This window comes from Citrobacter sp. wls717, from assembly GCF_005280955.1.
Lineage (GTDB): Bacteria > Pseudomonadota > Gammaproteobacteria > Enterobacterales > Enterobacteriaceae > Citrobacter > Citrobacter werkmanii.
In genome coordinates this window covers 47,711-74,294 of sequence record NZ_SZWW01000053.1, presented here as the reverse complement: position 1 = coordinate 74,294, position 26,584 = coordinate 47,711, and the positions used below count along the sequence as shown (strand labels likewise).

Genomic DNA, 26,584 nt, shown 5'->3' with positions numbered 1-26,584 from the left:
ATTCATATTAATTATTATCATAAGGGAATACATAATGAAAAGAAAAGTACTGGCACTTCTCCTCCCTGCTTTATTAGCTGCAGGCGCAGCGAATGCCGCTGAAATTTATAATAAAAACGGCAATAAACTGGATCTGTACGGCAAAGTCGATGGTCTGCATTATTTCTCTGACGATGCGGGTAGCGACGGCGATCAGACCTATGTACGTGTGGGCTTTAAAGGCGAAACCCAGATCAACGACATGCTGACTGGTTATGGGCAGTGGGAATATAACGTCCAGGCCAACGGCACAGAAGGTGAAGGTGCAGATTCATGGACCCGTCTGGCTTTCGCTGGCTTAGGTTTTGGTCAGAACGGTACCTTTGACTACGGTCGTAACTATGGCGTTGTCTACGACGTAGAAGCCTGGACCGATATGCTGCCGGAATTCGGCGGCGATACCTACACCCAGACCGACGTGTATATGACCGGTCGTACCAACGGCGTTGCCACCTACCGTAATAAAGGTTTCTTCGGTGAGGTTGATGGTCTGAACTTCGCTCTGCAGTACCAGGGCAATAATGAAGATGGTGGTTCAGGCGAAGGTACTGGTAATGGTGATGGACGTAGACTGTCTCGTGAAAATGGCGACGGTTTCGGTATGTCTACCTCCTATGACTTCGACTTCGGTTTAAGCCTCGGTGCGGCATACTCCAGCTCTGACCGTACTAATAATCAGGTTGCTGCTGGACGTGGCGACAGTAGCCATGCCAACCGCTATGCTGGTGGTGACACAGCTGATGCCTGGACCGTGGGTGCCAAATATGATGCGAATAACGTGTACCTGGCTGCCATGTATGCTGAAACACGCAATATGACCGCATATGGTAAAGGGGATGGAGTTGAAGGCGGTATTGCTAACAAAACGCAAAACTTCGAAGTTGTTGCACAATACCAGTTTGACTTTGGTTTGCGCCCGTCCGTTGCATTCCTGCAGTCTAAAGGCGTTGATTTAGGCGGCTGGGATCACCATAGCAATGGCACCCCACGCTACACCGACAAAGATTTGGTCAAATATGTTGATGTAGGTATGACTTACTACTTCAACAAAAACATGTCCACCTACGTTGATTACAAAATCAACCTGCTGGATGAAGACGATAGCTTCTATGAAAGCAATGGTATCGCAACTGACGACATCGTTGCCGTTGGTTTAGTCTACCAGTTCTGATTGAGATACAAACAGCAAGCCCGCTTCATATGAAGCGGGCTTTTTTCACCGCACGGGGATAAGCTCTGCTAAGAGCGCCAGATATGCGACACGCTTTCAATAGAATTAATGCGGGGAAGATTTGGAAAAAATATTAATAACCAGAACCCCTGCACAAATAAGGAACATGCCTGCGATCGCCGGAAAATCAAGCTTTTGCCCACTTACCAACCAGCCCAAAAGGCTGATTAATACGATTCCAGCACCTGACCAAATTGCGTACGCAATACCCGTTGGAATGGTCGACAGCGTCTGAGCGAGAAGATAAAAAGCAGTGCAGTAGCATACAATGGTTGCTACAGATGGCCATAGACGTGTAAATCCGTCAGAGAACTTCATCAGGGTTGTACCTATTACTTCAGCTACAATGGCCCCGGCAAGGAAAATGTATGAATTCAAAATCTGGCCCCATGTGACAATCTAAAACAATTATCGTATCACAAAGGGTCAGGTGAGTTTGAACACAGCCAAAACTCCTTCAACTTAGTACAAAAAGACCGTCTGAAGCGCCGCGAGGTCTGCTATGCGCGGACGTTGGGATTGATGTTAAAGTCACCACAGAGCTGACATCGGTCTGTGGACTGCCAGATTCGAATACCCAGTTTTCCATTTCCCGGGTAAGTTTTTGCTTAGTATCAGCATCAACGGCGCCATCAGGAAATCTGATATTTATAACTTTTCCTTTATCATCAATATCATATACTACTTTGAATTTGTTATTTTCAACCACCAACGTCCTTACCCAAGTTTTGCTTATTGTTTCACTTGCATGAGAACTAAAAGCTAAACCTGCCGACAAAACAGCAATAATGGCCACACCCAACAGCTTGTTATTCATAGTGTTATCCACTCGCAAATAAATAATGATAAATAGAAATAATTATCATTTCCACTGTTTGTTTTTACAGCTACGCTGGGTGTGGCAATATTGAGGGACCTGAACTGGTGCTCTCACGGCGCAGAACCAAACCTAATCTGACGGTCCACTCTGAACAATAATGACGTTGAACAGCGCTAATCAATTACAAGCCTGCCGGGCATATCCGTTCAATTCTCAGAGTAAGAAAGGCGGTATCCACTCCCCTCTCTGAAAATGCTGGCAAACCCCGCCTGGCCTAAATGCATACCTGCAATGAGCATTTTTTTGCTGACAGCTTTTTCCATAATTTTCTTCCTTGTTTCCTCGGCCTGAGCGGGATCGGTATCGAATAAAATAGAGACATTCGGGTGCGCTGACTGAATATGAGGGTAGTGGACGATGTCGCCCCATATTAATAAGCATTTATCATCTGCATCAATGCGAAATCCTGTATGCCCGGGCGTATGACCCGGTAACCATACTGGGAGAATACCTTCTGCAATGTTATCCCCGTCGAAAAAACGCAGGTTTCGCGCATAAGCGTGTAACGTTTGGCGGACCAGCCCAAAATTACGTTGCCCGCGCTCATTCGCCATGCTGAGTTTTTTATCATCCAGCCAATGTTGCGCTTCAAGAGGATGAAGCATAATTTGAGCGCGCTGAAAAACTGGCCGTTTTTCAGGATCCAGCAGACCGCCAATATGGTCCGGATGGCAGTGCGTCAATAAAACAGTATCGACCTCGTCAGGACTGATCCCCACTGCAGCAAGGTTTATGTTAAGTTGCCCTCCTTTATTGCTCAGCGGCCCTGCGCCAGCGTCGACCAAAATGACCCGACCCCGACCGCGAATAAGATAGCAGTTTATATGGATATCGGCAGGCTCATCGAGCCCGGCGTCATTTTGAATGACGTCCGCATCAGCTTTTTCAATGCCTGACAGTAAATCCAGGCTGGCTGACATTGTACCGTCACTCAGCGCCGTAATCTGAAAATCTCCAATCTGCCGAAACGGAAAGAAATGGCTCATCAGTACCTCGGGATTAGTTGCGGGCAAATATGTGTTGTCAGGCCAGATGCCTGTTGGATGGCGAAATCCAGTTCACGAATAAAGTTTTCCATCACCTCCTGCGTTCGAGCAGAGGGCACGGCATTTATGGATAAAATTGTTAAGGTTTTGAACTTGTCAGAGTGGTTTTCAGAAAGATAAAAGGTCAGATTAGGCATTCCATTCTGCCTCGCTTTCAGAATCGTTATACGTACATTCCACGGTATACCACATCAGTTCATCTCCACATGAGTCATAAACGCAAGCAAAACAGTTGCTCAATGATTTTTCATCATGCTACAAGCTAGTTATACGGCTTAAAATCGATAATAAGTCACGGGTTAGTGATGTTTAGTCACTAATTGCAGGCTACAGGCTCAGAGCAAGGAACAAATTTCATGCGCAGAAAAATACCCAGTAGTACGTCCCTTCAGGCTTTTGATGCCGCTGCAAGGCACGGTAATTTTGCCCGCGCTGCAGAGGAATTATCGTTAACGGAAGGGGCCATCAGCCGTCAGATTGCGCGACTTGAAGCTTTGCTGAACTGTAAATTGTTCGATCGTGTGGGAAGCAGGGTAAAGCTCAACCCTGTCGGCGCGCGCTATGCACATCACGTCCGTGAAACGCTCGACAGGCTTGAAAGAGATACGCAGTACATAATGGGCATGCCAGAGGGGAGTAAGAGTCTGGATATCGCCGTTCTGCCAACCTTTTCCAGCCGTTGGCTTATTCCTCGCCTGAACGGTTTTACCTCTTTATTCCCGGATATAACGTTAAATATTGCGGCCAGAACGGATCCTTTCATTTTGTCAGGAAGTGGATTTGACGCTGTCATTCATTTTGAACATTCCGCATGGGCAGGAATGCGTACGCAATTTCTGTTTCAGGAAAATCTGGTGCCTGTTTGTCATCCTGGACTACTAACCAGTCATGACGTCACGCAACAGTTGAACGAACTGCCGCGGATACACCGTCGACAAAACCCTGAAGCATGGCATCACTATGCTCGTGAAAGCGGGATATTTCTTGAGAATCCGGCTCAGGGAGTACGCTACGATCTTCATGAAATGGCCATCGCTGCCGTTATGGCGGGACAAGGGGTAGCATTGGTACCACGCATGTATGTCGAGAATGAATTGAGCTGTGGCCTGCTTGCTGCGCCCTGGCCAGCTTCAGACACGCTGAACAAAAGGTTTTGTTTAGTACAACCGACGGAAACGGGAATAAACGAGGCTGCGCTGGAAAGCTTTAAATGCTGGTTGCTTGCTGAAATGAATACGATCACATAATACTGAACGATACATTACGTCCAGGTCTTCAACTCAGTTGCATCCATGCTCACGTTAAACCATACTAGAAATATTGTTATCACTTGCGCTGCAACGGAAGCGTTAATTATATTCTAACGCTCCCAGTGAGACTACCACTTTGGCAAGGCAATTCTTAGTGTTTACCAGGTCCTGTGGGGTATTTTACTCGGCTAAATAACCACCATCGATTGGATAAACCCCTCCAGTGCAGAACGCTGAATTATCTGATAGCAAAAACAATATAAAGTCTGCTATTTCTTGCATTTTTGCCATCCTTTTCATGGGGTGACTGTTTGCAAAACTACGTACGATATTTTCAGGGAATTCACTCATTCGTGGGGTTTGGACATAGCCGGGTGCGACAGCATTAATCCGAATGCCTTGACTTGCAAACTCTAGCGCGGCGGTTTGGGTTAAACCGATTATACCATGTTTAGCCACGGTGTAAGGCGCTAATCCAGGAATGCCAACCAGACCATTGACTGCAGATAAATTAACTATAGCGCCACCAAATTTCATCATCTCAGGTATTTCATATTTTAGGCAGTAAAAAACACCGCTCAATGAGGTGGCAATAACCTTATCCCAGTTTTCAACTGTCTGCTCTGTTATGTTTTTACCATGTTCACCCGTTAAGCCTGCGTTATTTACGGCATAATCGAGTCTGCCGAAATATTTGATAACCTCATCTATCATTTGCCGTACTTGTTCAGGCTGTGACACATCACATCCGATCCCCAACGCCTGTTGTCCCTGTGAAGATAATCGTTTCGCTTTTTGTTTAGCCTGCTCTGACGAGCGGGATACAATAACAACCTTCGCGCCATGTTTGTGTAATTGCTCGGCGACTGCCTCACCTATACCTGCAGTACTTCCTGTTATGACAGCAACTTTATTCTGGAAATTCATAACTCCCCCTATGAAGTAGAATTGAGTCTTTCATCAGAGTTAGTATACAAATTAGCTATGACAGTTTTTGTCAGTACTCTTTCCCCTCACAAATTCCTTCTTTTATTCTCCATTTTTTCAATAAAACTGTCCTACTTTCACTATATAGGGAATCCAGTTGTATCATCTCTTCAATTTTGTCAGTTCTAAAATGACGAAAATCATTTCTCATCTCACACCATGCAACCAAAAGCCAGCACGACTCCATATATACCAATCCGATAGGCCATATAACCCGAGAAGAGTATGTATCGTTCTTGTCACAATACTTTATTTTGATTCTGTGTCGCTTTTTAATAGCATTGCGGATGCCTGCAAAAAAGATCTCATTATTTTCTGAAGGACCAATCAGATAGGACTGACTCTCAATAAGATTTTGTAATTCACCGGGAATGACAGCGTGTATTTTGGCAAGTGCAGTCCTTGCGATATTTTTGAAGTCATAATCCGTATTATGTGATACCCAATTTAACCCAAGTGTAATAGCATTAATTTCTTCATGAGAAAGATTTAAGGGTGGTAAATGGAAATCAGACTTAACGATATAACCAATTCCAGCACCACCCTCAATGCACACGCCTTGATGCTGTAGCGTTTTTATATCTCTGTAAATGGAGCGCACACTTATTCCCAATCTTTCAGAGAGAGTGGATGCAGTGATTGGATATCTTTGCGCCCTTAAGATCTGTAGTAATTCGAGAAGCCTTTCTGTTCTGGTCATGTTGATAAATCCATCTTAAGCCTGAGAGGCTATCTTAAATCATCTGTTGGATAAACATCTTAATCCAAAGTTAGCGTACACACTTAAGTTGAACTGCCCACATTGATTAAGGATGCCCCATTGAACTCACAGCTCAAAGAAGACAGCCAGATTTGATGGCGTTCTGGCTACGCCAACTATCAGAGTAAGAAGGCTCGAGTAAGGACAAACAACTCTTCTCAGGTCACAAAACTGAAAGCCAAGTTGTGGTTTATGACAGAAAAGTGAGAATTTCTCCCACATAGGATCTTCCAGTATTGGGCAAATCAGAAGATGATGATGGCGAGCTTTATACTAAGCGAATATACCGACACTATACCAAGTGTGACATGAGTCGTTGAAAGGAATTGAGCTAAGTGTTTGAATAGTGGCGGAGAGAGGGGGATTTGAACCCCCGGTAGAGTTGCCCCTACTCCGGTTTTCGAGACCGGTCCATTCAGCCGCTCTGGCATCTCTCCGTTTTGGTGGTTGCCATGATGCCAGGTAATTTGGCATTTTAACAGACCCAGTTCCGTCAATTTCGTTCAAGTGACGAGTTTGCGAGCAAAACGATGATTAAGTGGCCCTGGAAAGAGCAAGAAACAGCCCGAAATGACGACTGGCCCTGGGATAACGCCCTGGCTATTCCGCTTCTGGTGAATCTCACCGAGCAAGAACAAGCCAGACTAATCGCCCTGGCCGAGCGTTTTTTACAGCAAAAAAGATTGGTAGCACTTCAGGGGTTTGAGCTGGACCCGCTAAAAAGTGCGCGCATTGCTCTGCTCTTCTGTTTACCTGTTCTGGAATTGGGGATCGAGTGGCTCGATGGGTTTCATGAAGTTCTCATCTACCCTGCCCCATTTGTTGTCGACGACGAATGGGAAGACGAAATTGGTCTGGTACACAATCAACGTGTCGTTCAGTCCGGGCAGAGCTGGCAGCAAGGTCCGATAATTCTCAACTGGCTTGATATTCAGGATTCCTTTGATGCCTCAGGCTTTAATCTGATCATTCATGAAGTCGCGCATAAGCTGGATATGCGTAATGGCGATCGCGCCAGCGGAATTCCGGCGATTCCTCTGCGAGACATTGCCGGCTGGGAGCACGACCTGCATGCCGCAATGAACAATATTCAGGATGAAATCGATCTGGTAGGGGAAACCGCATGCAGTATAGACGCCTACGCTGCAACCGATCCGGCCGAATGCTTTGCCGTATTATCCGAGTATTTTTTCAGCGCACCTGAATTATTTGCTCCACGGTTCCCGGCTTTATGGCAGCGTTTCATCCTGTTTTACCGCCAAAACCCAATGCAACGGTTACGTGATAACCCCGAAGATGACCATTATCGCTCCTCAAATGTGCATTAACACTGAATTTGAAGATTAATTAACCAATTGAAATGACGCGCTAATTTTACTGTTGACACCTCAGGGTGAGGTCAGTAATATGCGCCTCGTTCACACGATTCCTCTGTAGTTCAGTCGGTAGAACGGCGGACTGTTAATCCGTATGTCACTGGTTCGAGTCCAGTCAGAGGAGCCAAATTTAAGAAGCCTGCTTAAGGAAACTTGAGCGGGCTTTTTGCTTTTCAGGCTTACATAAAAGCATCCTGCATAAGCGTTCTGCCTGTTGTACCGCCCCTATTCCATGTCGCATCACACCATTGATTAAAGTTATGTAAATGTAAATCGTTTAAACTTTGCAATTATTGTAACTGCTAGTGATTATCATTTATTGTACGCGAGCCAAAAGAACGAGCTCTGCTCGGTTCACTGTACGTTCCAATTACTCTGGGATATAAACGATGAATGCTCTGCCTCGCACCGGACTGCGCCGTATCACGCTTGCCTCTGCCCTGGTCTTCGCTGTTAGCCTGCCGGCTTTCGCCCAGGAAACATTAACGCTTTACACCACCCGTGAACCAGGTCTGATTCAGCCGTTACTTGATAGCTGGACAAAAACCAGCGGCATCAAAGTCAGTACGGTTTATATCAAGGATGGCATGCTTGAGCGCGTTAAAGCGGAAGGCAAAAACTCCCCTGCCGACCTGCTGATGACCGTTGATGCAGGCAATCTCCTCGATCTCGTGGAAGCCGGAGTGACCCAACCGGTAGAGTCAGAAGCGTTGAAAACCGCGATTCCAGCCAACCTGCGCGGTGCGGATAATCAGTGGTTTGCACTTTCTATGCGCGCTCGTGTGCTGTATGCCGAAAAATCAATGCCCATTGATAACTGGCATTACGAACAACTCGCCAGCCCGGAGTATAAAGGTAAAGTCTGTATCCGCTCCGGGCAGCATCCGTATAACACGGCGCTGATCGCTGCGATGATTGCCCATCACGGTGAAGCTAAAACCGAAGACTGGCTGCGCGGCGTGAAGGCTAACCTGGCCCGTAAAGCTACCGGCGGTGACCGCGATGTTGCCCGCGATATCCTCGGTGGAATTTGTGATATCGGTCTGGCTAACTCCTATTACGTCGGCCATATGAAAAATGCCAAAGAAGGCAGCGATGCTCGTCAATGGGGCGATGCCATCAAAGTCGTAAAACCAACCTTTGAGAATGGCGGCACGCACGTCAATATCAGCGGCGCTGCCGTTGCCCGCTATGCGCCAAATAAAGCCGATGCCGTTAAGCTGATGGAGTATCTGGTTTCCGCGCCTGCCCAGCAGCAGTATGCGAAAGCGAACTTTGAATATCCGGTACTGAAAGGCGTAACGCTTGATCCGGTTATCAGCGCCACCATCGGTGAAATTGATGTCGATAAGACACCGTTGACTGAAATCGTGAAGTATCGTAAACAAGCTAGCCTGCTGGTAGATAAAGTTGGATTCGATCAATAAACCTTTGCAGTTTCCAGCGTTACGCGGCCTGGTTTCCGGGCCGCAGTCATTATTAACGCCGTTGCATCTTGGCGCGCTGTGCGTGGCGCTTGGCGTCCTGACCCCCGTCATTGCGCTGATCTGGCAGGCTACCCAGGCCGATTTATCTCACTGGGATAATCTCCTGACGTGGGTGTTGCCTGCCGCGTTAAAAAATACCGTACTGTTGTTAGCGGGTGTCGCCGTGATGGTCGGCGTCATTGGCGTAGGTAGCGCATGGGCGGTGACGGCATGGGATTTTCCTGGACGCAAAATTCTCAGTTGGGCGCTACTGTTGCCGCTGGCGATGCCGACCTACATCGTCGCCTTTGCCTGGCTCGATCTGCTGCATCCGATTGGTCCCCTGCAAACCTTTATTCGTTTCTTACTGGGCTTTGACAGCCCACGACAGTTCCGCCTGCCAGATTTACGCTCTCTTTCCGGTGCAATAATTCTGCTCGGCTTAGTACTTTATCCTTACGTGTACCTGACCACCCGCGCCATGTTTATCAGCCAGCCGGCTCATTTACTGGAAGCCGCACGTACGCTGGGATGCAGCGCGACCGGAACTTTTTTTCGCGTTGCCCTCCCCATGGCACGTCCGGCCCTGGCCGTTGGCATCAGTCTGGCATTGCTGGAAACGCTTAACGACATCGGCGCGTCAGAATTCCTTGGGGTGCAGACGTTAACTGTTACCGTGTACACCACGTGGATCTCGCGCTCCGATTTATCTTCAGCGGCGCAAATCGCCTGCATGATGCTGATGTTTATCTTCTTTATTCTGACGCTGGAATTTTATGGCCGCAGAAAACAGGGGTTCAGCAGCCGCAGTCTGCGGGAAATTCAACCCACGCGCGTGCAGGGTTGGCGCGGCTGGCTGCTTGGTGCCGTTATTTCGCTGCCGGTTGTGCTGGGTTTTCTGGCCCCGGTGCTGTTTTTAATGTGGGAAAGCGCCAAACGTATCGGCGATGGCAATCTTCTCTCCCCCTCGTTACTGTCAGCATTACAAAATACGCTCTTGCTCGCGGCGGGAACCACGCTGGTGGTGGTTTGCGTCAGTATGTTGGTAGCCTGGAGCGCACGCCATAGCGCTGCAGACAACGCGATGCCGGGGTTTCGCCGTGGCGTGATGCGTCTGGCCTCTTTAGGCTACGCGGTTCCCGGCACAATCCTGGCGATTGGTTTTTTAACGCCGGCCATGGCGGTTGACCGTTGGCTGGCTGACTTGCTGGATGTGCGTGGCCTGCCGCTGATGTCAGCCGGGATCCTGCTGGTCATTTGTTGCGCCATGCGTTTCCAGGCGATTGCTATCGGCGCGCTGGATTCCGGTCTGGGACGCATTCCACCTTCGCTGGAGCAGGCTTCCCGGCTGTTGGGCGAGAATGGCGCGGGCACGTTTGCACGGGTTCATTTCCCTCTACTGCGCCCGGCGCTGGTAAGCAGCGCCCTGCTGGTTTTTGCCGACGCGATGAAAGAGCTACCCACAACATTACTTTTGCGTCCGGTTAACTTCGAAACGCTGGCAACATTACTGTATGCGGAAGCCGCTCGTGGAACTTATGAAGAAGGTGCAATCGCCGCGCTAATGATTGTTTTAGCTGGCACGCTACCGGTTATTTTATTGGTGCGTCACCAAATGACTCGCCGGGGTTAAGAGAGTAACAATGTCAGAAATTGCATTACGCCTCCAGGATGTGCACGTTGCCTATGGCAACAGCCAGCAATCGGTACTGAATGGATTTTCAATGTCGGTACGCAAAGGGGAAATCGCCTGTCTGTTAGGGGCTTCAGGCTGCGGGAAAACCACGGTTCTACGCGCCGTTGCGGGGTTTGAACGACTGCGAAGCGGAGAGATCTATGTGTCTCAGCATCGTGTTGCCGCTCCCGGTGTTCATCTCCCGCCTGAAAAGCGTCATGTCGGCATGGTTTTTCAGGAATATGCGTTATTTCCGCATCTGACCGCGCACCAAAATGTCGCCTTTGGATTACGCCGTATGCCGCGTGAAGAACAGCAGGCCCGGGTGGCGGAGCTGTTAAAAATGGTGGAATTACATAGCCATGCCAACCGCTATCCCCATGAACTTTCCGGCGGTCAACAGCAGCGCATCGCGCTCGCGCGTGCGCTGGCACCGCATCCGGAAATTCTGTTGCTGGATGAACCCTTTTCCAGCCTTGATAAGCGCACGCGCGAGCGTCTTGGCAACGAGGTACGGGATATTTTGCGCGCTGCCGGGCAAACGGCACTGCTGGTTACCCACAGCGAACACGAAGCGCAGCTAATGGCAGACCATATCGGCGTGGTAAAAATGGGGCAGTATCAAATTAAAAAAGCGCCCCACCTTATCTGACGATAAACCTGGGCCGCTTTAATATTAAAAATGCTGCTGAACCTGGCTGATGTTCACCGGCATACCGGAGCGTCTTTCCAGGGCCTGATTCCCGCGGCTCACATCCACGCCACTCCCGCTGATAAATGTGCGCAAAGCGGGAGTGATCGGCAAGGGAACCTTTCTGTCAGACTCGTACTCAGAACGATTTCGTGACAGCGGCTCATGCACTTCTACCCAGCGGCTGCCGTCTGGTTCCTCGCTGTATTTCACCGGGCGGTCAATCAGTTGCACACGCGTCCCAACCGGCACCATGTCAAACAAGTACTTAATATCGTCATTACGCAAACGGATGCAGCCCTGGCTCACCCGCAGACCAATACCGAAGTTAGCATTAGTGCCGTGAATGGCATAAAGCCTGCCGATATAAATCGCATACAGGCCCATCGGGTTATCTGGTCCGGCAGGCACAAACGCGGGCAAGGTTTCCCCACGTGCGGCATATTCCCGTCGGGTATTCGGCGTCGGCGTCCAGCTCGGCGCTTCCTGCTTACGCTCGACCGCCGTCACCCAGTTACGCGGCGTTTCTCTCCCCGCCTGTCCAATGCCAATCGGCAAAACTTCAACCGTGTTTGTGCCCGGAGGATAGTAATAAAGACGCATTTCGGCGACGTTGATAACAATGCCTTCACGCACGGTATCCGGCAAGATCAGTTGCTGCGGTACGACCAGCGTTGAGCCAGACTTAGGCAGAAAAACGTCTACGCCGGGATTGGCCTCGAGCATATTGCTCAACCCCTGCCCGTACTGCGCGGCAAATGCCTCCAGCGGCTGGGTGTTTCCGGGCGGGACCGTAATCGTCAGCGGGCTACCTACCAGACGACTACCTTCTGGCGGTAGCGGATAACTCACCGCTTGAGCTACCTGACTCGCAAGCAGCATGATGAGTGAACAAAGCAGTTTTACACGACGCATCTTTTTCCTTTCCGTTGCCGCAGCAGATATCCGGTAATTATAGCTTTTATTATCTGTTTTAGTGGGTTACGAATTCAATGCGCAAAAATAAACCTCGCCATGCAGCGAGGTTCAGGGGCACGTAACTATGCTTCTTTACCATCCGGTAGCACAATGTTGCTGGCGGCTAACTGCCCCATGTTGTGGTACATCGCGCAGGCTGCCTCAATAATCGGCATCGCCAGCGCGGCCCCGCTGCCTTCACCTAAACGCATCCCCATATTCAGATACGGATCCAGCTCCAGATGCGCCAACGCAGTGCGGGCCCCCTTCTCAGCAGAGAAATGTGACGGGATCAGATAGGGTTTAATCTGCGGTGCGATCTGGCAGGCCGCCAGCGCAGCCGAGTATGAAAGAAAACCATCCAGCACGACCGGCAGCCCACAGGAGGCCGCGCCCAGCATCACACCCGCCATGCCAACCAGATCAAATCCGCCCACTTTTGCCAGTACATCGATACCGTCATTGCGATCCGGTTGATTGACGGCAATGGCTCGCCGCACAACCTCTACTTTATTACCTACTCTGGAAAGCGGCAGGTTAGCGCCGATGCCCACCACATCTTCGGCATCGCTGCCGGTCAGCACGCTGACGATAGCCGCCGCGGGCGTGGTATTTGCCATACCGAGTTCACCCACGCCAAACAGCGTTACGCCCTGTTTCGCCAGTTCATGGGTATAGCGGATAACTTCCAACAGCAGTTCCTCTGCCTGCGAACGGCTCATTGCCGGACCCTGGGCAATATTGCCGCAGCCGCGCGCGACGCGCATATTCACCACGCCGGGGATAAGCTCCGCGTCAATTCCCACGTCAATGACATGCACCTTTGCCCCAGCCTGAGCGGCCAGAACGCAAACGCCTGTCGTCCCACGCGTCATATTGGCGGCCTGAATAGCCGTGACCACTTTAGGCGAAACGGCAACCCCTTCATCCCAGACGCCATGATCGGCGCACATCACCAGCATCGCTTTGTCCTTCACATGCGGCACACCTTTCAGGCCAGGCATACCAGCCAGTTGCACAGCAAGAGATTCGAGCCGACCCAGACTTCCCGGCGGCTTTAATAAGCCATCAATATGCTGCTGAGCACGCAGCATCGCGGCACTGTCAGGTGAAGGGATCGCGTGGAGTAAAGAGGTTAAAGTCTGCATAAGGGTTCCAGTATGTTGGCTGACTCAAAGCAGAGCCAGCAAGAATATCAACTCGCCAAGTTCAATGGCTGCGCCCAACGTATCGCCGGTTTGCCCACCCAACGTACGTTTTAATAACTGCCCAAGAATGAAAATCGCCACCATCGTGACAGCCATCGCTGCTACGCCGCGCATGCCCGGAAGCAGCACAGCGGCCAGGATTGCCGCCAACCCCAGTGTGACGCAGGTTTGACGCCCGGTAACTTTGCCGATAAAGACATTGCCCAGCCCTTCTTCGCGGGCGTAGCGATGTCGATACATCAGCAAAACAGCGCTACCCCGCCCGGCGACACATGCCGCAGCCAGCGCCGCCAGCATTGGCGTGCCACGTAAAGCCAGTTCGCTCACCACCAGCACTTTGGCCAGCAAAACAAAAATTAACGCCAGCCCGCCATGGGTTCCCAGGCGACTGTCGCGCATGATTTCCAGCATCCGTTCGCGTCGACGGGCAGAAAAAATACCGTCACAGGTATCCGCCAGACCGTCCAGATGAAAACCGCCGGTCAACAACGCCAGCGTCAATACGGCAAATAAGGCTGCCAGTGGAGTACCACACCAGGGCTGCAGCGCCATAAAGACCAGCCCCGTCAGCCCGCCCAGCACCACGCCTATCAGGGGAAACATCACGATACCGCGCGAATAGTGCTCGAAATCCAGTCCTTGCGACCACCGAGCAGGAACGGGCAAGCGGCTGATAAAAGAAAGCATTGCCCAGAACAACTTACTCATTTAATTTTGACTCCAATTCCTGATACCACCAGCCACACCTCATCAGCTGCCGTCGCCAGTCTCTGGTTCACGCGTCCGGCAATATCGCGAAAATGCCGGGCCAGACGGTTCTCCGGAACAATCCCCATTCCGACTTCGTTAGTCACCAGGACCACCGTTGCCGGGCAACGGTGACAGGCAGCAATCAGCAAACGGATCTCATCCTCGATGGACTGCTCCATCGCCGCGTAATCCCAGCTATCCGGGTCGCTGTCGCCGCCCAGAGCAAACAGCAGATTGGTCACCATGGTGGTGATGCACTCCAGCAAAATGGCTTCCTGAGGATCGTTTGTTGCCGTAATCAGCTCATCGAGATGTTGCCAGCGCTCGGCAGTACGCCAGTGCGCAGGGCGTCCATCGCGATGGTGCTGAATTCGCGCCGCCATCTCCTCATCAAAAATCTGCGAAGTCGCGATATACAGAACGTTTGGGGAATCAGCGATTAGCGCTTCCGCATGCCGACTCTTGCCGCTTCGTGCGCCGCCCGTAACCAGAATCATCATACGGGCTCCCGGTGTTGCTTCATGATGGTATAAATTTTCTCAATATCGATGTGTTGCCGCATCGCATCCGCCAGCAGATCAAACTGCTGCGATTTATATTGCGCGTAATGGAAGGTGGAATCCAGCGGTGCTAATCCTTTGCGTACGCGCAGGCCATTCACCAATGCACGGGTAAATTCATCGCTGTCGAACAGACCGTGAAGATAGGTGCCGAACGCCAGGCCATCCGGTGTTACCGCGCCGTCAGCCACATGTCTGCCTTCTTTGCGCAGCGTCATCACCGACTGGCATGCTGCGGATAATGCCGTTTCGCCCATATGGATTTCATAACCGCGAACGGATAAGTCTGCCGCGCCCGCCAGCCAGTCGGGCAGCGAAGAAGACATTTTCCCCTCAACCAGGGTCGTGGTTTTATGCTGGGCAAAATGGGTCACCGTATTAAGCAAGCCCAGACCCGGCAGCGTACCGAGCCCTGATTCCACCTCATCAATGATGGTATCGCCGAGCATTTGGTAGCCACCGCAAATCCCCACCACCGGAACGTTATTACGATGCAATTGCACGACGCCATGCGCCATTCCGCTTTCACGCAGCCACACCAGATCGCCCAGCGTGTTTTTGCTGCCTGGCAGAATCACCAGATCGGCCTCCGCCAGTTCTTCAGGCTGGCGAACGTAGCGCACGCGCACATCCGGTTGTGCCGCAAGCGCATTGAAATCAGTAAAATTAGAAATGTGCGGAAGTTGAACAACGGCAATGTCGATGTCGCGTTTGTCAGTACGCAGATACTTGCCCTTTTGCAGCGCCACGCCGTCTTCATCTTCCAGATCAACATCCAGCCATGGCATGACGCCCAGCACCGGAACGCCGGTCAGCGCTTCAATTTGCTCGATACCGGAGTACAGTAGCGCCACATCACCGCGAAACTTATTGATGATCACCCCTTTTACCCTGGCGCGTTCATGGTCATGCAGTAGCGCCAGCGTGCCGTAAATAGAGGCAAACACGCCGCCGCGATCGATATCGGCCACCAGAACGACCGGGCATTGCGCCATCTCAGCCATACCCATATTGACGATATCGCGATCGCGCAGGTTAATCTCAGCGGGGCTTCCCGCGCCTTCCAGCACCAGCACATCGAACTCCTGCGCCAGACTGTTATACACTGACAGGATCTGCTCCCGCAGACGCGGCTTATACTCGTGGTAACTCACCGCATCCATATCGGTCGCCACTTTGCCCATCAGCACAACCTGCGCTTTACGATCGCTGGTCGGCTTAAGCAGCACCGGATTCATACGCACATCCGGCGTAATGCCGGCCGCCTCAGCCTGAAAAATTTGCGCGCGGCCCATCTCTTTACCCTCTGGCGTAATGCCCGAGTTCAGCGCCATATTCTGCGATTTGAACGGCGCGGTACGCAGTCCGTCCTGGTAAAAAATTCGACACAGCCCGGCGACCAACACGCTTTTACCCACATCAGATGCCGTTCCCTGCAACATTATTGCCTGCGTCATGACGCCTCCTTCAGTGCGTTCTCTCGCATACGACTAAAAAATTCAGCCTCTGTTTTACACAGCGGGAAACCCAGCTCAGTATGCAGCTTCACCAGCCAGGGCTGGGTCAATCCAGCTTGTTCAATAAGATCCGTCCGGGCGAAAACCTCACCCGGCGTGCCGTGCGTCAGCACTTCGCCCCGGCGTAAAACGTAAACTGCATCGCTGACCTCATAGATAAGATCGATATCATGGCTGGAGATAACCACGTGGTTTCCTTGCGCTACGATGCGTTTGATTATCTCAATCATCTGCGTGCGGCCTGATGGGTCAAGGCCTGCAGTAGGTTCATCCAGTAGCAGATATTGCGCCTGCAACACCAGCGCACCGGCAATCGCCACGCGTTTTTTTTGCCCGTGGCTTAAACACTGAATAGGCTGATGGCGAAAATGCTGGGCATCAACCAGCGTGAGCGCATCTTCCACCCGACGTGAGATTTCAGCTTCATCCACCCCGAGGTTGCGCAGACTGAACGCAATATCGCTGTCGATATCGGTATAAAAGATTTGCTGATCGGGATCCTGAAATACGGTTGCCACCTGCTGGCGCAGCGCCAGCAGGCCGCGTTTGCTGTAATCCAGCGGTTTGCCCTGCCACATCACCGCGCCTTGCTGCGGTCGCAATAACCCGCTCAGATTCATAAACAGCGTGGATTTCCCGCAGCCATTGGCCCCTACCAGACCGGTGACGGCATGCGTAGAAAAGTCCAGCGTTAGCCCTTTGAGGATCGGGTCATCCTGATAGCGAAACCAAAGCGCTGAAGTGGCAAGCATACTTTTCCTTACAGGTGAAAATCACCTTGATACAGTTTGATATCCAGTGTGGTGGTCATTTGCTGGTAGCGGATCAACACACGGGTAAATAACAATCCCACCAGCATCGCCAGCGAGCGGTAGCCCAACGGCAAGCTACGATAACCAAAACGCAGCGTTTGCGCGCGATGAATAGCCAGCGCCTCGTCTAACAGGATAAAAATAAACCGCCAGGTCAGCAGGATCTGTTCAGTCAGCAGGCGAGGAACGTGTGCGCGTTTGAGTAAAATAATCAACTGCGGAAACGGCAGATTCAGCACTAACCAGAAGGTTGCCGCCAGCGCCGCAAGGCTGCGCCAGAAGGTTTCATTGGCAGTGACCAGGCCTGGCGCGCTCACGCCTAACCAATAGCTTCCTACGGGGATACTGGCCAGCAGGGTTTGCGGATCGCGGCTAAAACTAAACAGGATGGTCACAACACCAACCGTCAGAAAACCAAACGGCAATGCCATCCAGCGGCACCAGCGCCAGAAGGAAATGCGCAGCAGCCAGCAGCTCAGCGCGGCAATCAGTAACAGCTCGATACCCTGCCCCAACGGGGGCAGGGTAAACGCCAGAATCATCATCATCAGCCAAAGCAGAAATTTCCGCACCGGCGAGACATGAAACCAGCGGCTTTGATAGCTAAGCCTGTCAAGCCCGGTCATCACGGCGTTGTCTGCCCTTGGTGTAACCCAGAATGTAGAAAATTACGGCTGCGCCCAGCGAGCCCTGGAGCGTAAACAGCAGGCTTTCAATTTCGCCACTTGCCGGTTCGTACAACGGCTGGAACCACGGCTCATAATGCGGGGCGATAGCCTGAATCTGGCTTTCCGCCTCACCGTCTGAACCACCGTACTCTCCACCGTGGTTGATAAAGAACGGCAGGATCACCAGCGCCACCACCATGCATAACAAAATCAGCGTCTTTTTCATCGTTAATGTCCTTGTGCGGTTATCAACTGGCGTTTGGTTAGCTGATCATAAATCATTACGGTGAGCAGACCTTCCGCAATCGCGATGGGGATCTGCGTCAGGCAGAAAATGCCCATGAATTTCACAATCGACCCCATTGCGCCTGCGGACGGATCCGGGAACGCAACGCCCAACTGAACAGAAGTAACAAAATAGGTGACGAGATCCGCCAGCATGGCGCACAGGAAGACGCAGACATCCCGGCGTAGCCCCGCGCGGCAGGCCATTTTCCACACCATGTAACCTACTACCGGGCCAATCACCGCCATCGACATACCGTTGGCGCCGAGCGTCGTTAAACCACCGTGCGCCAGCAGCAAGGCCTGGAACAGCAGGACGATTGCACCGAGAATAGCGACCACACCCGGTCCGAACAGGATAACCGCCAGCCCGACACCAGTCGGATGCGAGCAGCTTCCGGTAACGGAAGGAATTTTCAGCGCCGACAGCACAAAAATAAACGCGCCGCAGAGGGCCAGTAACACTTTTTGGTGGCTGTCTTCCTGGACGATTTGACGCAAGCGCACTAATCCGTACCACAGGCAAGGTAAAAACAGCAGCCACCAGGCCAGCGCCCACATTGGCGGCAAGAAGCCTTCCATAATGTGCATGGCGAACGCTTGCTCAGGGACAATCATCAGTAATAGCGCCGCAGCCAACCCGCTGAAAGACAGCTGTTTAAGCTGTTGTTCAAGCTTCATTGTGCATACTCCCACTGTTTATTAACCAGAATGGTCGAGAAATAAGGCAGCGGCTGGTCGTCGCTGACTTCGTTGAGATGACGCCAGCACTGCTCACCCGGCAGCGTGGCTTCAGACATCATCAATGCGCAATTCAACAAACCCTCTTGTTGCAGCAACGCTTTGATGCGCGCAAAACGACCGTACACTTTCATCAGCACCAGGCTGTCATGCTGCTTTAACGCCTGCTGGATTTCCGCTTCCGGCGCGGTACATGAGACCACCGCCAGCGACTGTTGCTCCATGGCGAGCGGCGTTTTCGAACGCGCGGCAATCGCGGCAAAAGAGGTCACGCCCGGAACGATTTCCAACCAGTCAGGACAGCCAATACGCTGGAGTAAAAAGACCCAAGTACTAAACAGCATGGCATCACCAAGGGTAATAAAACCAACCTGTTTACCGGCCTCCACTTCCTGAACCAGCGCGGCGGCAACCTCATCCCAGACAGCCTCTTTTTCAGCGCTGTCGGCACTCATTGGAAAATGGCAGCAGCGGACTTCGGTCTGCTCGCCGATATACTCCCGCACGATTGACAGCGCCAGGCTGTCGCCGCCTTTACGCCCGGCAGGCGCATAGAGAATATCGAGCAGACCCAGCGTGCGGGCGGCGCGCACGGTGATGAGATCGGAAGCGCCTGGCCCGGTGCTTAACGCGTACAGTTTTCCGCTCATGCCGCTTCCTCCAGCGCCACATTCAGCGCCTGCTGTAAATGCGCCACAAACATGGCGCGCACCGCCGGATTCTCACCCAACCCACTGAGCCACGGCGTAGCCCGTATCCCGGCCGCATTAAACAATGTATTCCACGAATCGTCTTCGTCGGAGGCCATATCATTGATGGCATGGTCGCCAGCAACTAACATCAGCGGCATCAGATGCACCGCCGTCACCCCTTCCTGAGACAAACTATCAATTAACACATCCACTTCCGGGTAGCTTTCCACCGCCCCGACCCGCGCCGGGTAGCGCTGCGCCGTCATCATATGATCGAGACAGGCATAAGCGGCAAAGGCATGATGGCTGGCTCCGTGCCCCATAAAGACCACTTTTTCCTTTTCGCCAAGCGGCGGCATCTGCTGTTGCAGCGCCAGCATCAGCTGCGCGTAATCTTCATGGCTGCTCAGCAGCGGTACGCCGAGCGTCAGGCGAGAAAACAGCGGACGCATACTTTGTACTTCGCGGACAATTTTTTCGTATTCGTCGCCGTTGATGATGTGCAGCGACTGAATAGCCACATCCTGATACCCCTGCTCTGCCAGCTTTTGCAGCGCCTGCAACGGCGTGTCGATATCAATGCCGTCACGCTGCTTGAGCTTGCGGATAATCATCCCGGAGGTAAACGCACGGAACAGGTCACGATCCGGGCAACTGGCCGCGAGATCGCGCTCGCAGGCCACAATATTTTTCTCACAGGTGTCGTGATAGCTGGTGCCAAAGCTGACCACCAGAAGCGCCTTTTTCATCTCTAACTCCTTAAGCAGCGGCCAGCCAGCGCGTTAAACGCGCCCCAAATGCGGCCTGACTTTCCAGTAACTCTTCTCCCGTCACCAACGGTGCCGGACGTGTAATCACGATGCAGGGGATACCAGCATCCAGACAGGGTTGAACTTTTTCCTGATAACCACCTTCCGCACCGGATGCTTTGGTGATCACCACATCAGCCTGACACTGACGGTAAAACGCGGCGTTGAACTCGGCGCTAAACGGCCCGCACAACGCAAAAATTTCACCGACGCCAAAACCCAGATCCGCGCATTGCTGAATGACCTCAGGTACAGGCAGAACACGCGCCAGCAGCGTTTTTTCCGCTAATCTTTCACGCCAGATGGCTAAATCTTTACTGCCGGTAGTGAGCAACACGCGTTTACCGAAGCGTCGCGCCACCTCGCAGGCTTGCTGAATACTCTGTACGGTAAACAGATGCGGGTGGGTTAAACCACTCAACTGCTCAGGACGCTGGTAGCGGCTCAGCAGCACGCCCGCCGCTTCGCAAGCGCTCACGATATTGCGGCTCACCACCTCGGCATACGGATGCGAGGCATCAATCACCCAGCGCGTCCGATTTTCCTGCAGCCAGGCAATCATTTGCTCACGCTCCAGACGTCCGCAACGCACCTGGCCTTTGATGTCTCCCGCCAGCTGCTTCCCCGTTGGGGTCGCCACTGACAGGGTGTAGGCCACGTTTGCCGCATCCAGTTGCTGGCACAGCATGCGCGCATCGCTGGTACCGCCCATGACCAACACGTCACCGTAATTCACAGCACATAACCTCGTGGCGTGATCATCAGGCCGTCCTGCACGTAGGTTGTTTTGTTGCCAACGATCACCAGACTGGTCATATCAACCGGCTCAAAGTCCATTTCACCGAGAGTGGTCAGCCATTTTTCCTGCTTTTTACGTCCGGCTGATTTCACAATACCCACCGGCGTTTGCGCGCTCTTGCTGGCGGAAAGCAGCTCAAATGCGCGCGCCAGATGTCCTTCGCGACCCCGGCTGCGCGGGTTGTAGAAACAGATAACAAAGTCGGCTTCGCCAGCGGCAACAATGCGTTTTTCGATAACCGGCCATGGCGTCAGCAGATCGCTTAAGCTGATGTGGCAGAAGTCGTGCATCAACGGCGCGCCCAGTAAGGAGGCGGCGGCGATGCTGGCAGTCATGCCTGGGATCAGTCTGACCTCAACTTCCAGCTTTTGCTTACTAACCAGCTCCAGCACCAGCCCGGCCATCCCGTAAATTCCCGCATCACCGCTGCTGATGAGTGCCACATTGTGACCCGCCTGCGCCAGTTCGATCGCCGCCTGACAGCGTTCAATCTCCTTACACATCCCGGTTTTGATCACCTGTTTGTCGCCAGTAAAGGCCTTAACCAGATGGGTGTAGGTTTTATAGCCAACGATGATTTCCGCTGCCTGTAGTGCTTCAACGGCTTCCATGGTCATCATTGCCTGCGAGCCAGGGCCAATTCCAATTACGCTTAACATCAGTGTGAAACTCCCAAAGTGATAGTGACGCCCTGTTCTCGCAGGGTCTCGCCTAACAGTTGTCCGTGGCTCAGCAGCCAGGCTGCAGGACCAGAAACGCTTCCTGTCCCCACCGTTTTACGAACAAACGATGAGGCCGGAAAACGGTGTTCATGCTCACGCAGCGCGTCAGCGGAAAAGGTTTCGAAAGGCACGCGGCAGCACGAAGCCAACTGGATGAGCCCCTGTTCATCTTTTTTCAGCGTGATACTGCCAATGGCTTTGAGCGCCAGCGGGTCGAGTTGCTGGGCTTCAAGTTGACGGGCAAGCAGCGCAGCCAGCAGTGGAAACGGTGTGTCGCGGCGACAACCAATTCCGGCCACGACCCGCTGCGGCACCAGCTTCCAGTGCGGAACAGGCAGTTCGGGTAAGTTGGTGCGTAAGGTGATACACACCAGCGCATCCAGTTCGGGAAGCTGATTGAGATCGGTTACCGTAATAAAACCACGGCGATCGCAATGGCTGATATCCTGGGTCAGTTCGTCATCCCACCACAGGCCAACCCGTTTGTTGCTGACCAGCATCTGATTCACGATCTTCACCGCCGAACGGAAATCGCTCATCCGGGCATTCAACTGGAATGCCAGCGTATCCAGGGCCGCCATATCGTTGACATCCGTCGCCGTGGTGATTACCGGGTCGGCGCCCAACATGCCTGCCAGATAACGCGCCAGCGCATTCGCGCCCCCTGCGTGGCCGGAGAGCAGGCTGATGACATGCTGGGCACGTTCATCAATGACCACCACCGCCGGATCGCAAAATTTATCGTTGACCAGCGGGGCCAGTACGCGCACCGCAATGCCGGTCGCTCCGATAAAAATCAGCGCTGAATAATTCATAAACGCTTCGCGGGCGGTATTGGCAAAGCCGTTTTCAAAGGGAATAAACCCCTCCTCCAGCAGCTTTTCACTGGTAAAACAGGTGACCGGCAGCATAGCCGCCAGACGTTTCGCCAGCACAACGCCGCCTGGCGTCAGGCAAAAAAGCGCAATTGACTCAGGCTTTACGGTATTCATGGCTAAAGTCCGCCGCATAGAGTTTGGAGTAGTGATACTCCGAGCCCAGGAAATCACCGACCAGAATCAGGGCCGTTTTGCGGATGCCCGCATCGCGAACCTTGTCGCCAATATCCGCCAGAGTACCGCGCACGGTCTGGCTTTCCGGCCAGGTCGCCTTGTAGATCACCGCCACTGGCGTGGTCGCCGGATAACCGCCTTCAATCAAACGCTCGGCCACCCGATGAATACGCTGGACGGAAAGATAAATCGCCATAGATGTCTGGTGACTGGCAAACGACTCCAGTTGTTCGCGCTCGGGGACCGGCGTGCGTCCTTCCAGACGGGTAATGATCAGGCTTTGGGAGACTTCAGGCACGGTATACTCCACGCCGAGTTCCGCCGCCGCACCGAGGAATGCGCTGACGCCGGGCACCACCTGCCAGTCGATCCCGCGTTTGGTCAGTTCCTCGCCCTGCTCGCGGACGGAACCGTACAGTGAGACATCGCCAGTTTGCAGACGCACCACGGTCTTGCCAGCCTTCACGCCAGCTTCCATCAGATCGAGGATCTGTTCCAGATGCAGTTCAGCGCTGTCGTGGCATTCAGCACCGGCGGGGCAATATTCCAGCAGTTCGGTGTTAATCAGCGATCCAGCGTAGATAACCACCTGCGCCTGCTGTAGCAAACGGTAACCTTTGAGGGTAATCAGCTCGCGATCGCCAGGACCTGCGCCAACGAACCACACGCTACGGGGATCAAAAATCTCAGACATGGTTTCCTTCCTTCTGACAGGCGATAACAAATACGGGGTTATTCGGTTTGAAATAATGACCACTGCCAAGCGTGGTAAGCGAGGAAACCTGTAGCTGCAGGCAATCCACTCCCTGTACGCCAAGATGGTCCAGATGAGCCAGCGCGGTATTGAGGTTTTCCTGGAGGATAAACGTCATTACCAGCCGCCCGGCGGGATGCAGTTGACGCATCGACCAGTCAATGAGATCGGTCAGATGCCCACCGCTGCCGCCCATAAAAATGGCATCGGCTTTTTCGGCGATGGTCATTGGCGCAACGCCGGGAAAAATGTCGATATTTGCGCAGGCAAAATGCTGGCGATTTTCATCCAGCAACCTGAGCGCCGCCGGGTTACGTTCGATTGCCGTCACGCGCAATCCAGGATATTGCAGCGCCGCTTCTATCGACACGCTGCCTGTTCCCGCACCAATATCAATCAGGTGACTGGCGCGGTGTAATTCAAGTTTTGAGAGGGCAAGTGCGCGTACCGCTTCTTTGGTCATCGGCACCTTCTCTCCACGCAGAAACAGCTCATCTTTCATCAAGGATCACCACTGCATTCATGTCATAGTCGGCATTAATTTCACTCACAGGCAGGACATGGATCCGCTCGTTTTCCATCGCCAGGTTTTCGCCAATAACCATCCAGCGATGTCCCTTGCCTCGAGTGATTAGCTGCTGCGCGATTTCACGTGGGCCGCACAACGCATCTGTAACCATCCCCACCTTGTTATGTCGGGCCAGTTCATCGAAACAGACGCTGCGCCCGTGGCTACTGGTCAGCCACATATCGTTCATATCGATACCGGACTGCGCGCACAGATACTGCACCGCGCTAATACCGGGAATAATGCGTACCTGCCCGATGCCAAAATGCGCCACCATGCGCGTCCCAATGCCGTAGAACAGCGGATCGCCAGACGCCAGCACGACGACATGCTTATCCTTGTGCGCAGTTACCCAGTTCAGGAGCTCCGCGATATTGGCGCCAAGAGCAAACCGTTCACCGGTGAAATCCGGGAATTGCTGCAAATGCCGCTTTCCGCCGACCAGCACGTCAGCCGTTGCGACCGCTTCACGCGCCGCAGGCGTCATCAAATGCAAACCTGCGGGTCCCATTCCCACAACGGTTAACATTGCATCTCCTCAGCAATTTCTGCGATCGGGCGATTACTGCCAAGCACCTGATTGTCAAACGAGAACATGATGGCGTCGCAGGTCGGGGGATTTTTGGTAAAGCGCAACGTTTGCAGAACGCGCATACAGATCCGCTCCGCCAGATGGTTATAAATATGCTGAAAGCCGTACGCGTCGATGTGTTCCATCGCCGCTTCAGTAGTATCGCAGTCGCTGACCAGCCTCAGCAGTTCCAGCGGCGCGCCAAGCAACGCGAGATGGGCCACCAGCGTTTCCATGCGCGCATCGGCAATATGGCTGTGGGTATGGAAGATCCCCGCCGCGATTTTGATAAGTTTCCCGGGATGTCCCACCAGCACGATTTGCCGAAATCCCAGACGGACGGCTTCTTCAATCATGTAGCCGACAAAGTTGCTCATGGTGACCACAACCTGGGTGTCGATGCCCATCTGTTCACGCACAAAACGTTCACCGTGGTTTCCCGGCACCAGAACCACGCGATCCAGACCCGCCGCGCGTTTAATTTCCAGCTCCAGCGACAGCGAACGCTTCCAGCTCTCTTCCGACATTGGCGTGACGATACCCGTGGTGCCAATAATCGAAATACCGCCCAGAATGCCAAGCCGCGAGTTGTAAGTTTTTTGCGCCCGCTCTTCGCCTTCCGGCGCGAAGATTTCAATCTGCGCCCCACGATTTGGACCAATCGCTTCACGTACCGCCGACTCAATGGTCTGGCGAGGTGTGCGGTTAATCGCCGAGCTCCCCACCGGTAGACCGATCCCTTTGCGGGTAACCGTACCGACCCCTTCACCGCCCTGTAAGGCGATCACGCCACTATCATCTAACGTCACGCGGGCAAAAATCAGCATGCCATGCGTGGCATCGACATCATCGCCACCGTCTTTACGGATCGCGGCTATCGCCTGCTGCCCTTCGATATGCGGCGATTCGACGTTCAGGCACAGCGTCACCCCGGAAGGCGTCACGATGGAAACCTGATGGATCAGGTGCTGGCGCAATACCATCAGTGCCGCCACTTTTGCAGCCGCCGTCGCGCACGATCCCGTGGTATATCCTTTACGCAGCGCTTTGCCGTTGTGCCACACCGGCGTATCGAAGGCCTCGCTCATCGCGCCCCCTGCATGTGATAAAGCATGGCATTGACGATAGCAGCGGCGACGTTACTCCCCCCTTTACGTCCTAACGCAGCAATGGCCGGCAGGTTGCTTTGGGTCAGGGCATCTTTCGACTCTTCAGCACCAACGAACCCGACCGGTACACCAACCACACCGCTAACCGCAACATCATGCTCAAGCAGGCGGAACAGCGCTGTCGGCGCGTTGCCAAAAACAAACAGCTTTTCCCCCTCTTCTTTCACCGCAATATCGACAGCCGCCATTGAGCGGGTGATCCCCTGCTCTTTTGCCGTACGTACGACTCGTGGATCGCTGATATAGCAGCGGCACTCGCCGCCAAATTTTGCCAGCAGCGTTTTATTGATCCCGGAAAGGGCCATGGTGGTATCGGTATAAATCACGCTCGAACGGCTAAGCGCCGCGCAGAACTGCTCCAGCACATCACTGGAAAACCACAGAATGTCCAGCCAGTCGAAATCTGCCGTGGTGTGAATGACCCGCTTGATAATGGCTTCATGCAACGGACTGGCAAACTGATAGTCCGGACGGGTTTCACGGATAATCTCGCCTATAATGTCGAAACTTTTGGCCTCAATAGCCTGGGGTTGCTGGATATATTGCATA

At 52.8% G+C, this 26,584-nt stretch carries 30 protein-coding genes, 2 tRNA genes and 1 pseudogene; 8 read left to right on the top strand and 25 right to left on the bottom strand.

Annotated features, from left to right (window positions below):
• The first annotated feature begins 34 nt into the window (after positions 1–34).
• The gene (ompC, locus tag FDX09_RS20330; RefSeq protein ID WP_085047996.1) at positions 35–1,210 is read left to right on the top strand and encodes a porin OmpC; all 1,176 of its coding nucleotides are present in this window, start codon (positions 35–37) and stop codon (positions 1,208–1,210) included.
• A 105-nt stretch (positions 1,211–1,315) separates the two neighbouring features.
• On the opposite strand, the gene FDX09_RS20325 is transcribed toward ompC, so the two are convergent.
• The 3 genes from FDX09_RS20325 to FDX09_RS20315 all read right to left on the bottom strand — a co-directional run bounded on the left by FDX09_RS20325 (position 1,316) and on the right by FDX09_RS20315 (position 3,136).
• Positions 1,316–1,648 carry an EmrE family multidrug efflux SMR transporter gene (locus FDX09_RS20325; RefSeq protein WP_003839058.1) on the bottom strand — a complete coding sequence of 111 codons (333 nt, stop codon included), beginning with the start codon at positions 1,646–1,648 and terminating at the stop codon, positions 1,316–1,318.
• A gap of 79 nt (positions 1,649–1,727) precedes the next feature.
• A complete protein-coding gene (locus tag FDX09_RS20320; RefSeq protein ID WP_137347776.1) occupies positions 1,728–2,087 on the bottom strand; it encodes a hypothetical protein in 360 nt (119 codons plus the stop codon).
• A 209-nt stretch (positions 2,088–2,296) separates the two neighbouring features.
• Positions 2,297–3,136 (bottom strand): MBL fold metallo-hydrolase, encoded by an 840-nt coding sequence (locus FDX09_RS20315; RefSeq protein ID WP_069323556.1) that lies wholly within the window; start codon positions 3,134–3,136, stop codon positions 2,297–2,299.
• A gap of 416 nt (positions 3,137–3,552) precedes the next feature.
• Between FDX09_RS20315 and FDX09_RS20305 the strand changes: the two genes are divergently transcribed.
• Positions 3,553–4,443: a LysR substrate-binding domain-containing protein gene (locus FDX09_RS20305; RefSeq protein WP_121529202.1), complete on the top strand. Its 891-nt coding sequence runs from the start codon at positions 3,553–3,555 to the stop codon at positions 4,441–4,443.
• Positions 4,444–4,626: 183 nt separating this feature from the next.
• Here the strand turns inward: FDX09_RS20305 and FDX09_RS20300 are convergent, their stop codons facing one another.
• Positions 4,627–5,373 (bottom strand): SDR family NAD(P)-dependent oxidoreductase, encoded by a 747-nt coding sequence (locus FDX09_RS20300; RefSeq protein ID WP_137347775.1) that lies wholly within the window; start codon positions 5,371–5,373, stop codon positions 4,627–4,629.
• 70 nt (positions 5,374–5,443) lie between these two features.
• Positions 5,444–6,133 (bottom strand): YafY family protein, encoded by a 690-nt coding sequence (locus FDX09_RS20295; RefSeq protein ID WP_137347774.1) that lies wholly within the window; start codon positions 6,131–6,133, stop codon positions 5,444–5,446.
• A 170-nt stretch (positions 6,134–6,303) separates the two neighbouring features.
• On the opposite strand from FDX09_RS20295, the pseudogene FDX09_RS23985 reads away from it, so the two are divergent.
• Positions 6,304–6,417 (top strand): annotated as a pseudogene (locus tag FDX09_RS23985) (integrase); the annotation flags it as partial.
• A 123-nt stretch (positions 6,418–6,540) separates the two neighbouring features.
• On the opposite strand, the gene FDX09_RS20285 reads toward FDX09_RS23985, so the two are convergent.
• Positions 6,541–6,630 (bottom strand) — tRNA-Ser (locus FDX09_RS20285).
• 93 nt (positions 6,631–6,723) lie between these two features.
• On the opposite strand from FDX09_RS20285, the gene mtfA reads away from it, so the two are divergent.
• The 5 genes from mtfA to FDX09_RS20260 all read left to right on the top strand — a co-directional run bounded on the left by mtfA (position 6,724) and on the right by FDX09_RS20260 (position 11,362).
• Positions 6,724–7,521 carry a DgsA anti-repressor MtfA gene (gene mtfA, locus FDX09_RS20280; protein ID WP_038641617.1) on the top strand — a complete coding sequence of 266 codons (798 nt, stop codon included), beginning with the start codon at positions 6,724–6,726 and terminating at the stop codon, positions 7,519–7,521.
• 99 nt (positions 7,522–7,620) lie between these two features.
• Positions 7,621–7,696 (top strand) — tRNA-Asn (locus FDX09_RS20275).
• Between the two features lie 262 nt (positions 7,697–7,958).
• Entirely contained in the window at positions 7,959–8,996 is a 1,038-nt protein-coding gene (locus FDX09_RS20270; RefSeq protein WP_038641620.1) for an extracellular solute-binding protein, read from the top strand.
• Positions 8,980–10,668: an iron ABC transporter permease gene (locus FDX09_RS20265; RefSeq protein ID WP_137347773.1), complete on the top strand. Its 1,689-nt coding sequence runs from the start codon at positions 8,980–8,982 to the stop codon at positions 10,666–10,668. Before FDX09_RS20270 ends, FDX09_RS20265 begins: the two co-directional genes overlap by 17 nt.
• Before the next feature lie 10 nt (positions 10,669–10,678).
• Positions 10,679–11,362: an ABC transporter ATP-binding protein gene (locus FDX09_RS20260; RefSeq protein WP_038641624.1), complete on the top strand. Its 684-nt coding sequence runs from the start codon at positions 10,679–10,681 to the stop codon at positions 11,360–11,362.
• A 24-nt stretch (positions 11,363–11,386) separates the two neighbouring features.
• Here FDX09_RS20260 and ldtA read toward each other — a convergent pair whose 3' ends face one another.
• The 19 genes from ldtA to FDX09_RS20165 form a co-directional block, all read right to left on the bottom strand.
• The gene (gene ldtA, locus FDX09_RS20255) at positions 11,387–12,316 is read right to left on the bottom strand and encodes a L,D-transpeptidase (protein WP_137347772.1); all 930 of its coding nucleotides are present in this window, start codon (positions 12,314–12,316) and stop codon (positions 11,387–11,389) included.
• Positions 12,317–12,441: 125 nt separating this feature from the next.
• On the bottom strand, positions 12,442–13,506 hold the full coding sequence (cobT, locus tag FDX09_RS20250) for a nicotinate-nucleotide--dimethylbenzimidazole phosphoribosyltransferase (RefSeq protein WP_110497565.1): 1,065 nt from the start codon (positions 13,504–13,506) through the stop codon (positions 12,442–12,444).
• Positions 13,507–13,530: 24 nt separating this feature from the next.
• Positions 13,531–14,274: an adenosylcobinamide-GDP ribazoletransferase gene (gene cobS, locus FDX09_RS20245; RefSeq protein ID WP_038641631.1), complete on the bottom strand. Its 744-nt coding sequence runs from the start codon at positions 14,272–14,274 to the stop codon at positions 13,531–13,533.
• Complete coding sequence (cobU, locus tag FDX09_RS20240) at positions 14,271–14,816, bottom strand: bifunctional adenosylcobinamide kinase/adenosylcobinamide-phosphate guanylyltransferase (RefSeq protein WP_069323548.1); 546 nt, start codon at positions 14,814–14,816, stop codon at positions 14,271–14,273. Before cobU ends, cobS begins: the two co-directional genes overlap by 4 nt.
• Complete coding sequence (locus FDX09_RS20235; protein WP_137347771.1) at positions 14,813–16,333, bottom strand: cobyric acid synthase; 1,521 nt, start codon at positions 16,331–16,333, stop codon at positions 14,813–14,815. The genes cobU and FDX09_RS20235 overlap by 4 nt, the downstream gene beginning before the upstream one ends.
• Positions 16,330–17,145 (bottom strand): energy-coupling factor ABC transporter ATP-binding protein, encoded by an 816-nt coding sequence (locus FDX09_RS20230; RefSeq protein WP_038641638.1) that lies wholly within the window; start codon positions 17,143–17,145, stop codon positions 16,330–16,332. Before FDX09_RS20230 ends, FDX09_RS20235 begins: the two co-directional genes overlap by 4 nt.
• A gap of 8 nt (positions 17,146–17,153) precedes the next feature.
• Positions 17,154–17,831 (bottom strand): energy-coupling factor ABC transporter transmembrane protein, encoded by a 678-nt coding sequence (locus FDX09_RS20225; protein WP_016156861.1) that lies wholly within the window; start codon positions 17,829–17,831, stop codon positions 17,154–17,156.
• The gene (locus tag FDX09_RS20220; RefSeq protein ID WP_038641640.1) at positions 17,818–18,099 is read right to left on the bottom strand and encodes an energy-coupling factor ABC transporter substrate-binding protein; all 282 of its coding nucleotides are present in this window, start codon (positions 18,097–18,099) and stop codon (positions 17,818–17,820) included. Before FDX09_RS20220 ends, FDX09_RS20225 begins: the two co-directional genes overlap by 14 nt.
• A 2-nt stretch (positions 18,100–18,101) precedes the next feature.
• On the bottom strand, positions 18,102–18,839 hold the full coding sequence (gene cbiM / locus FDX09_RS20215) for a cobalt ECF transporter S component CbiM (RefSeq protein WP_038641642.1): 738 nt from the start codon (positions 18,837–18,839) through the stop codon (positions 18,102–18,104).
• A complete protein-coding gene (locus FDX09_RS20210) occupies positions 18,836–19,549 on the bottom strand; it encodes a cobalt-factor II C(20)-methyltransferase (RefSeq protein ID WP_137347770.1) in 714 nt (237 codons plus the stop codon). Before FDX09_RS20210 ends, cbiM begins: the two co-directional genes overlap by 4 nt.
• Positions 19,546–20,340 (bottom strand): sirohydrochlorin cobaltochelatase, encoded by a 795-nt coding sequence (locus tag FDX09_RS20205; protein WP_137347769.1) that lies wholly within the window; start codon positions 20,338–20,340, stop codon positions 19,546–19,548. The genes FDX09_RS20210 and FDX09_RS20205 overlap by 4 nt, the downstream gene beginning before the upstream one ends.
• A 10-nt stretch (positions 20,341–20,350) precedes the next feature.
• Positions 20,351–21,136, bottom strand: coding sequence for a cobalt-precorrin-6A reductase (locus FDX09_RS20200; protein WP_038641647.1), 786 nt, complete (start codon positions 21,134–21,136; stop codon positions 20,351–20,353).
• Positions 21,133–21,858, bottom strand: coding sequence for a precorrin-3B C(17)-methyltransferase (locus tag FDX09_RS20195; RefSeq protein WP_137347768.1), 726 nt, complete (start codon positions 21,856–21,858; stop codon positions 21,133–21,135). The genes FDX09_RS20200 and FDX09_RS20195 overlap by 4 nt, the downstream gene beginning before the upstream one ends.
• On the bottom strand, positions 21,858–22,913 hold the full coding sequence (gene cbiG / locus FDX09_RS20190) for a cobalt-precorrin 5A hydrolase (protein WP_038641649.1): 1,056 nt from the start codon (positions 22,911–22,913) through the stop codon (positions 21,858–21,860). The genes FDX09_RS20195 and cbiG overlap by 1 nt, the downstream gene beginning before the upstream one ends.
• Complete coding sequence (locus FDX09_RS20185; protein WP_085047979.1) at positions 22,894–23,667, bottom strand: cobalt-precorrin-4 methyltransferase; 774 nt, start codon at positions 23,665–23,667, stop codon at positions 22,894–22,896. Before FDX09_RS20185 ends, cbiG begins: the two co-directional genes overlap by 20 nt.
• The gene (locus FDX09_RS20180; RefSeq protein WP_038641653.1) at positions 23,660–24,229 is read right to left on the bottom strand and encodes a decarboxylating cobalt-precorrin-6B (C(15))-methyltransferase; all 570 of its coding nucleotides are present in this window, start codon (positions 24,227–24,229) and stop codon (positions 23,660–23,662) included. Before FDX09_RS20180 ends, FDX09_RS20185 begins: the two co-directional genes overlap by 8 nt.
• Positions 24,219–24,824 (bottom strand): cobalt-precorrin-7 (C(5))-methyltransferase, encoded by a 606-nt coding sequence (locus tag FDX09_RS20175; protein ID WP_061381971.1) that lies wholly within the window; start codon positions 24,822–24,824, stop codon positions 24,219–24,221. Before FDX09_RS20175 ends, FDX09_RS20180 begins: the two co-directional genes overlap by 11 nt.
• Entirely contained in the window at positions 24,818–25,954 is a 1,137-nt protein-coding gene (gene cbiD / locus FDX09_RS20170) for a cobalt-precorrin-5B (C(1))-methyltransferase CbiD (RefSeq protein ID WP_038641657.1), read from the bottom strand. The genes FDX09_RS20175 and cbiD overlap by 7 nt, the downstream gene beginning before the upstream one ends.
• Positions 25,951–26,583, bottom strand: a complete 633-nt coding sequence (locus tag FDX09_RS20165) for a cobalt-precorrin-8 methylmutase (protein WP_008785140.1) — start codon at positions 26,581–26,583, stop codon at positions 25,951–25,953. Before FDX09_RS20165 ends, cbiD begins: the two co-directional genes overlap by 4 nt.
• Position 26,584 lies beyond the last annotated feature (1 nt).

Excerpts from the sequence above, each read along its gene's own strand:
- FDX09_RS20185 (WP_085047979.1), bottom strand. The coding sequence starts at position 23,667 with ATGTCTGAGATTTTTGATCCCCGTAGCGTGTGGTTCGTTGGCGCAGGT.
- FDX09_RS20220 (WP_038641640.1), bottom strand. The coding sequence starts at position 18,099 with ATGAAAAAGACGCTGATTTTGTTATGCATGGTGGTGGCGCTGGTGATC.
- FDX09_RS20300 (WP_137347775.1), bottom strand. The coding sequence starts at position 5,373 with ATGAATTTCCAGAATAAAGTTGCTGTCATAACAGGAAGTACTGCAGGT.
- FDX09_RS20180 (WP_038641653.1), bottom strand. The coding sequence starts at position 24,229 with ATGAAAGATGAGCTGTTTCTGCGTGGAGAGAAGGTGCCGATGACCAAA.
- cobT (WP_110497565.1), bottom strand. The coding sequence starts at position 13,506 with ATGCAGACTTTAACCTCTTTACTCCACGCGATCCCTTCACCTGACAGT.
- FDX09_RS20305 (WP_121529202.1), top strand. The coding sequence starts at position 3,553 with ATGCGCAGAAAAATACCCAGTAGTACGTCCCTTCAGGCTTTTGATGCC.
- mtfA (WP_038641617.1), top strand. The coding sequence starts at position 6,724 with ATGATTAAGTGGCCCTGGAAAGAGCAAGAAACAGCCCGAAATGACGAC.
- FDX09_RS20165 (WP_008785140.1), bottom strand. The coding sequence starts at position 26,583 with ATGCAATATATCCAGCAACCCCAGGCTATTGAGGCCAAAAGTTTCGAC.
- cbiG (WP_038641649.1), bottom strand. The coding sequence starts at position 22,913 with ATGAATACCGTAAAGCCTGAGTCAATTGCGCTTTTTTGCCTGACGCCA.
- FDX09_RS20210 (WP_137347770.1), bottom strand. The coding sequence starts at position 19,549 with ATGAGCGGAAAACTGTACGCGTTAAGCACCGGGCCAGGCGCTTCCGAT.
- ldtA (WP_137347772.1), bottom strand. The coding sequence starts at position 12,316 with ATGCGTCGTGTAAAACTGCTTTGTTCACTCATCATGCTGCTTGCGAGT.
- FDX09_RS20175 (WP_061381971.1), bottom strand. The coding sequence starts at position 24,824 with ATGTTAACCGTTGTGGGAATGGGACCCGCAGGTTTGCATTTGATGACG.
- cbiD (WP_038641657.1), bottom strand. The coding sequence starts at position 25,954 with ATGAGCGAGGCCTTCGATACGCCGGTGTGGCACAACGGCAAAGCGCTG.
- cbiM (WP_038641642.1), bottom strand. The coding sequence starts at position 18,839 with ATGAAGCTTGAACAACAGCTTAAACAGCTGTCTTTCAGCGGGTTGGCT.
- FDX09_RS20320 (WP_137347776.1), bottom strand. The coding sequence starts at position 2,087 with ATGAATAACAAGCTGTTGGGTGTGGCCATTATTGCTGTTTTGTCGGCA.
- cobS (WP_038641631.1), bottom strand. The coding sequence starts at position 14,274 with ATGAGTAAGTTGTTCTGGGCAATGCTTTCTTTTATCAGCCGCTTGCCC.
- FDX09_RS20195 (WP_137347768.1), bottom strand. The coding sequence starts at position 21,858 with ATGTTAAGCGTAATTGGAATTGGCCCTGGCTCGCAGGCAATGATGACC.
- ompC (WP_085047996.1), top strand. The coding sequence starts at position 35 with ATGAAAAGAAAAGTACTGGCACTTCTCCTCCCTGCTTTATTAGCTGCA.
- FDX09_RS20270 (WP_038641620.1), top strand. The coding sequence starts at position 7,959 with ATGAATGCTCTGCCTCGCACCGGACTGCGCCGTATCACGCTTGCCTCT.
- FDX09_RS20235 (WP_137347771.1), bottom strand. The coding sequence starts at position 16,333 with ATGACGCAGGCAATAATGTTGCAGGGAACGGCATCTGATGTGGGTAAA.
- FDX09_RS20315 (WP_069323556.1), bottom strand. The coding sequence starts at position 3,136 with ATGAGCCATTTCTTTCCGTTTCGGCAGATTGGAGATTTTCAGATTACG.
- FDX09_RS20260 (WP_038641624.1), top strand. The coding sequence starts at position 10,679 with ATGTCAGAAATTGCATTACGCCTCCAGGATGTGCACGTTGCCTATGGC.
- FDX09_RS20205 (WP_137347769.1), bottom strand. The coding sequence starts at position 20,340 with ATGAAAAAGGCGCTTCTGGTGGTCAGCTTTGGCACCAGCTATCACGAC.
- FDX09_RS20295 (WP_137347774.1), bottom strand. The coding sequence starts at position 6,133 with ATGACCAGAACAGAAAGGCTTCTCGAATTACTACAGATCTTAAGGGCG.
- FDX09_RS20230 (WP_038641638.1), bottom strand. The coding sequence starts at position 17,145 with ATGCTTGCCACTTCAGCGCTTTGGTTTCGCTATCAGGATGACCCGATC.
- cobU (WP_069323548.1), bottom strand. The coding sequence starts at position 14,816 with ATGATGATTCTGGTTACGGGCGGCGCACGAAGCGGCAAGAGTCGGCAT.
- FDX09_RS20225 (WP_016156861.1), bottom strand. The coding sequence starts at position 17,831 with ATGACCGGGCTTGACAGGCTTAGCTATCAAAGCCGCTGGTTTCATGTC.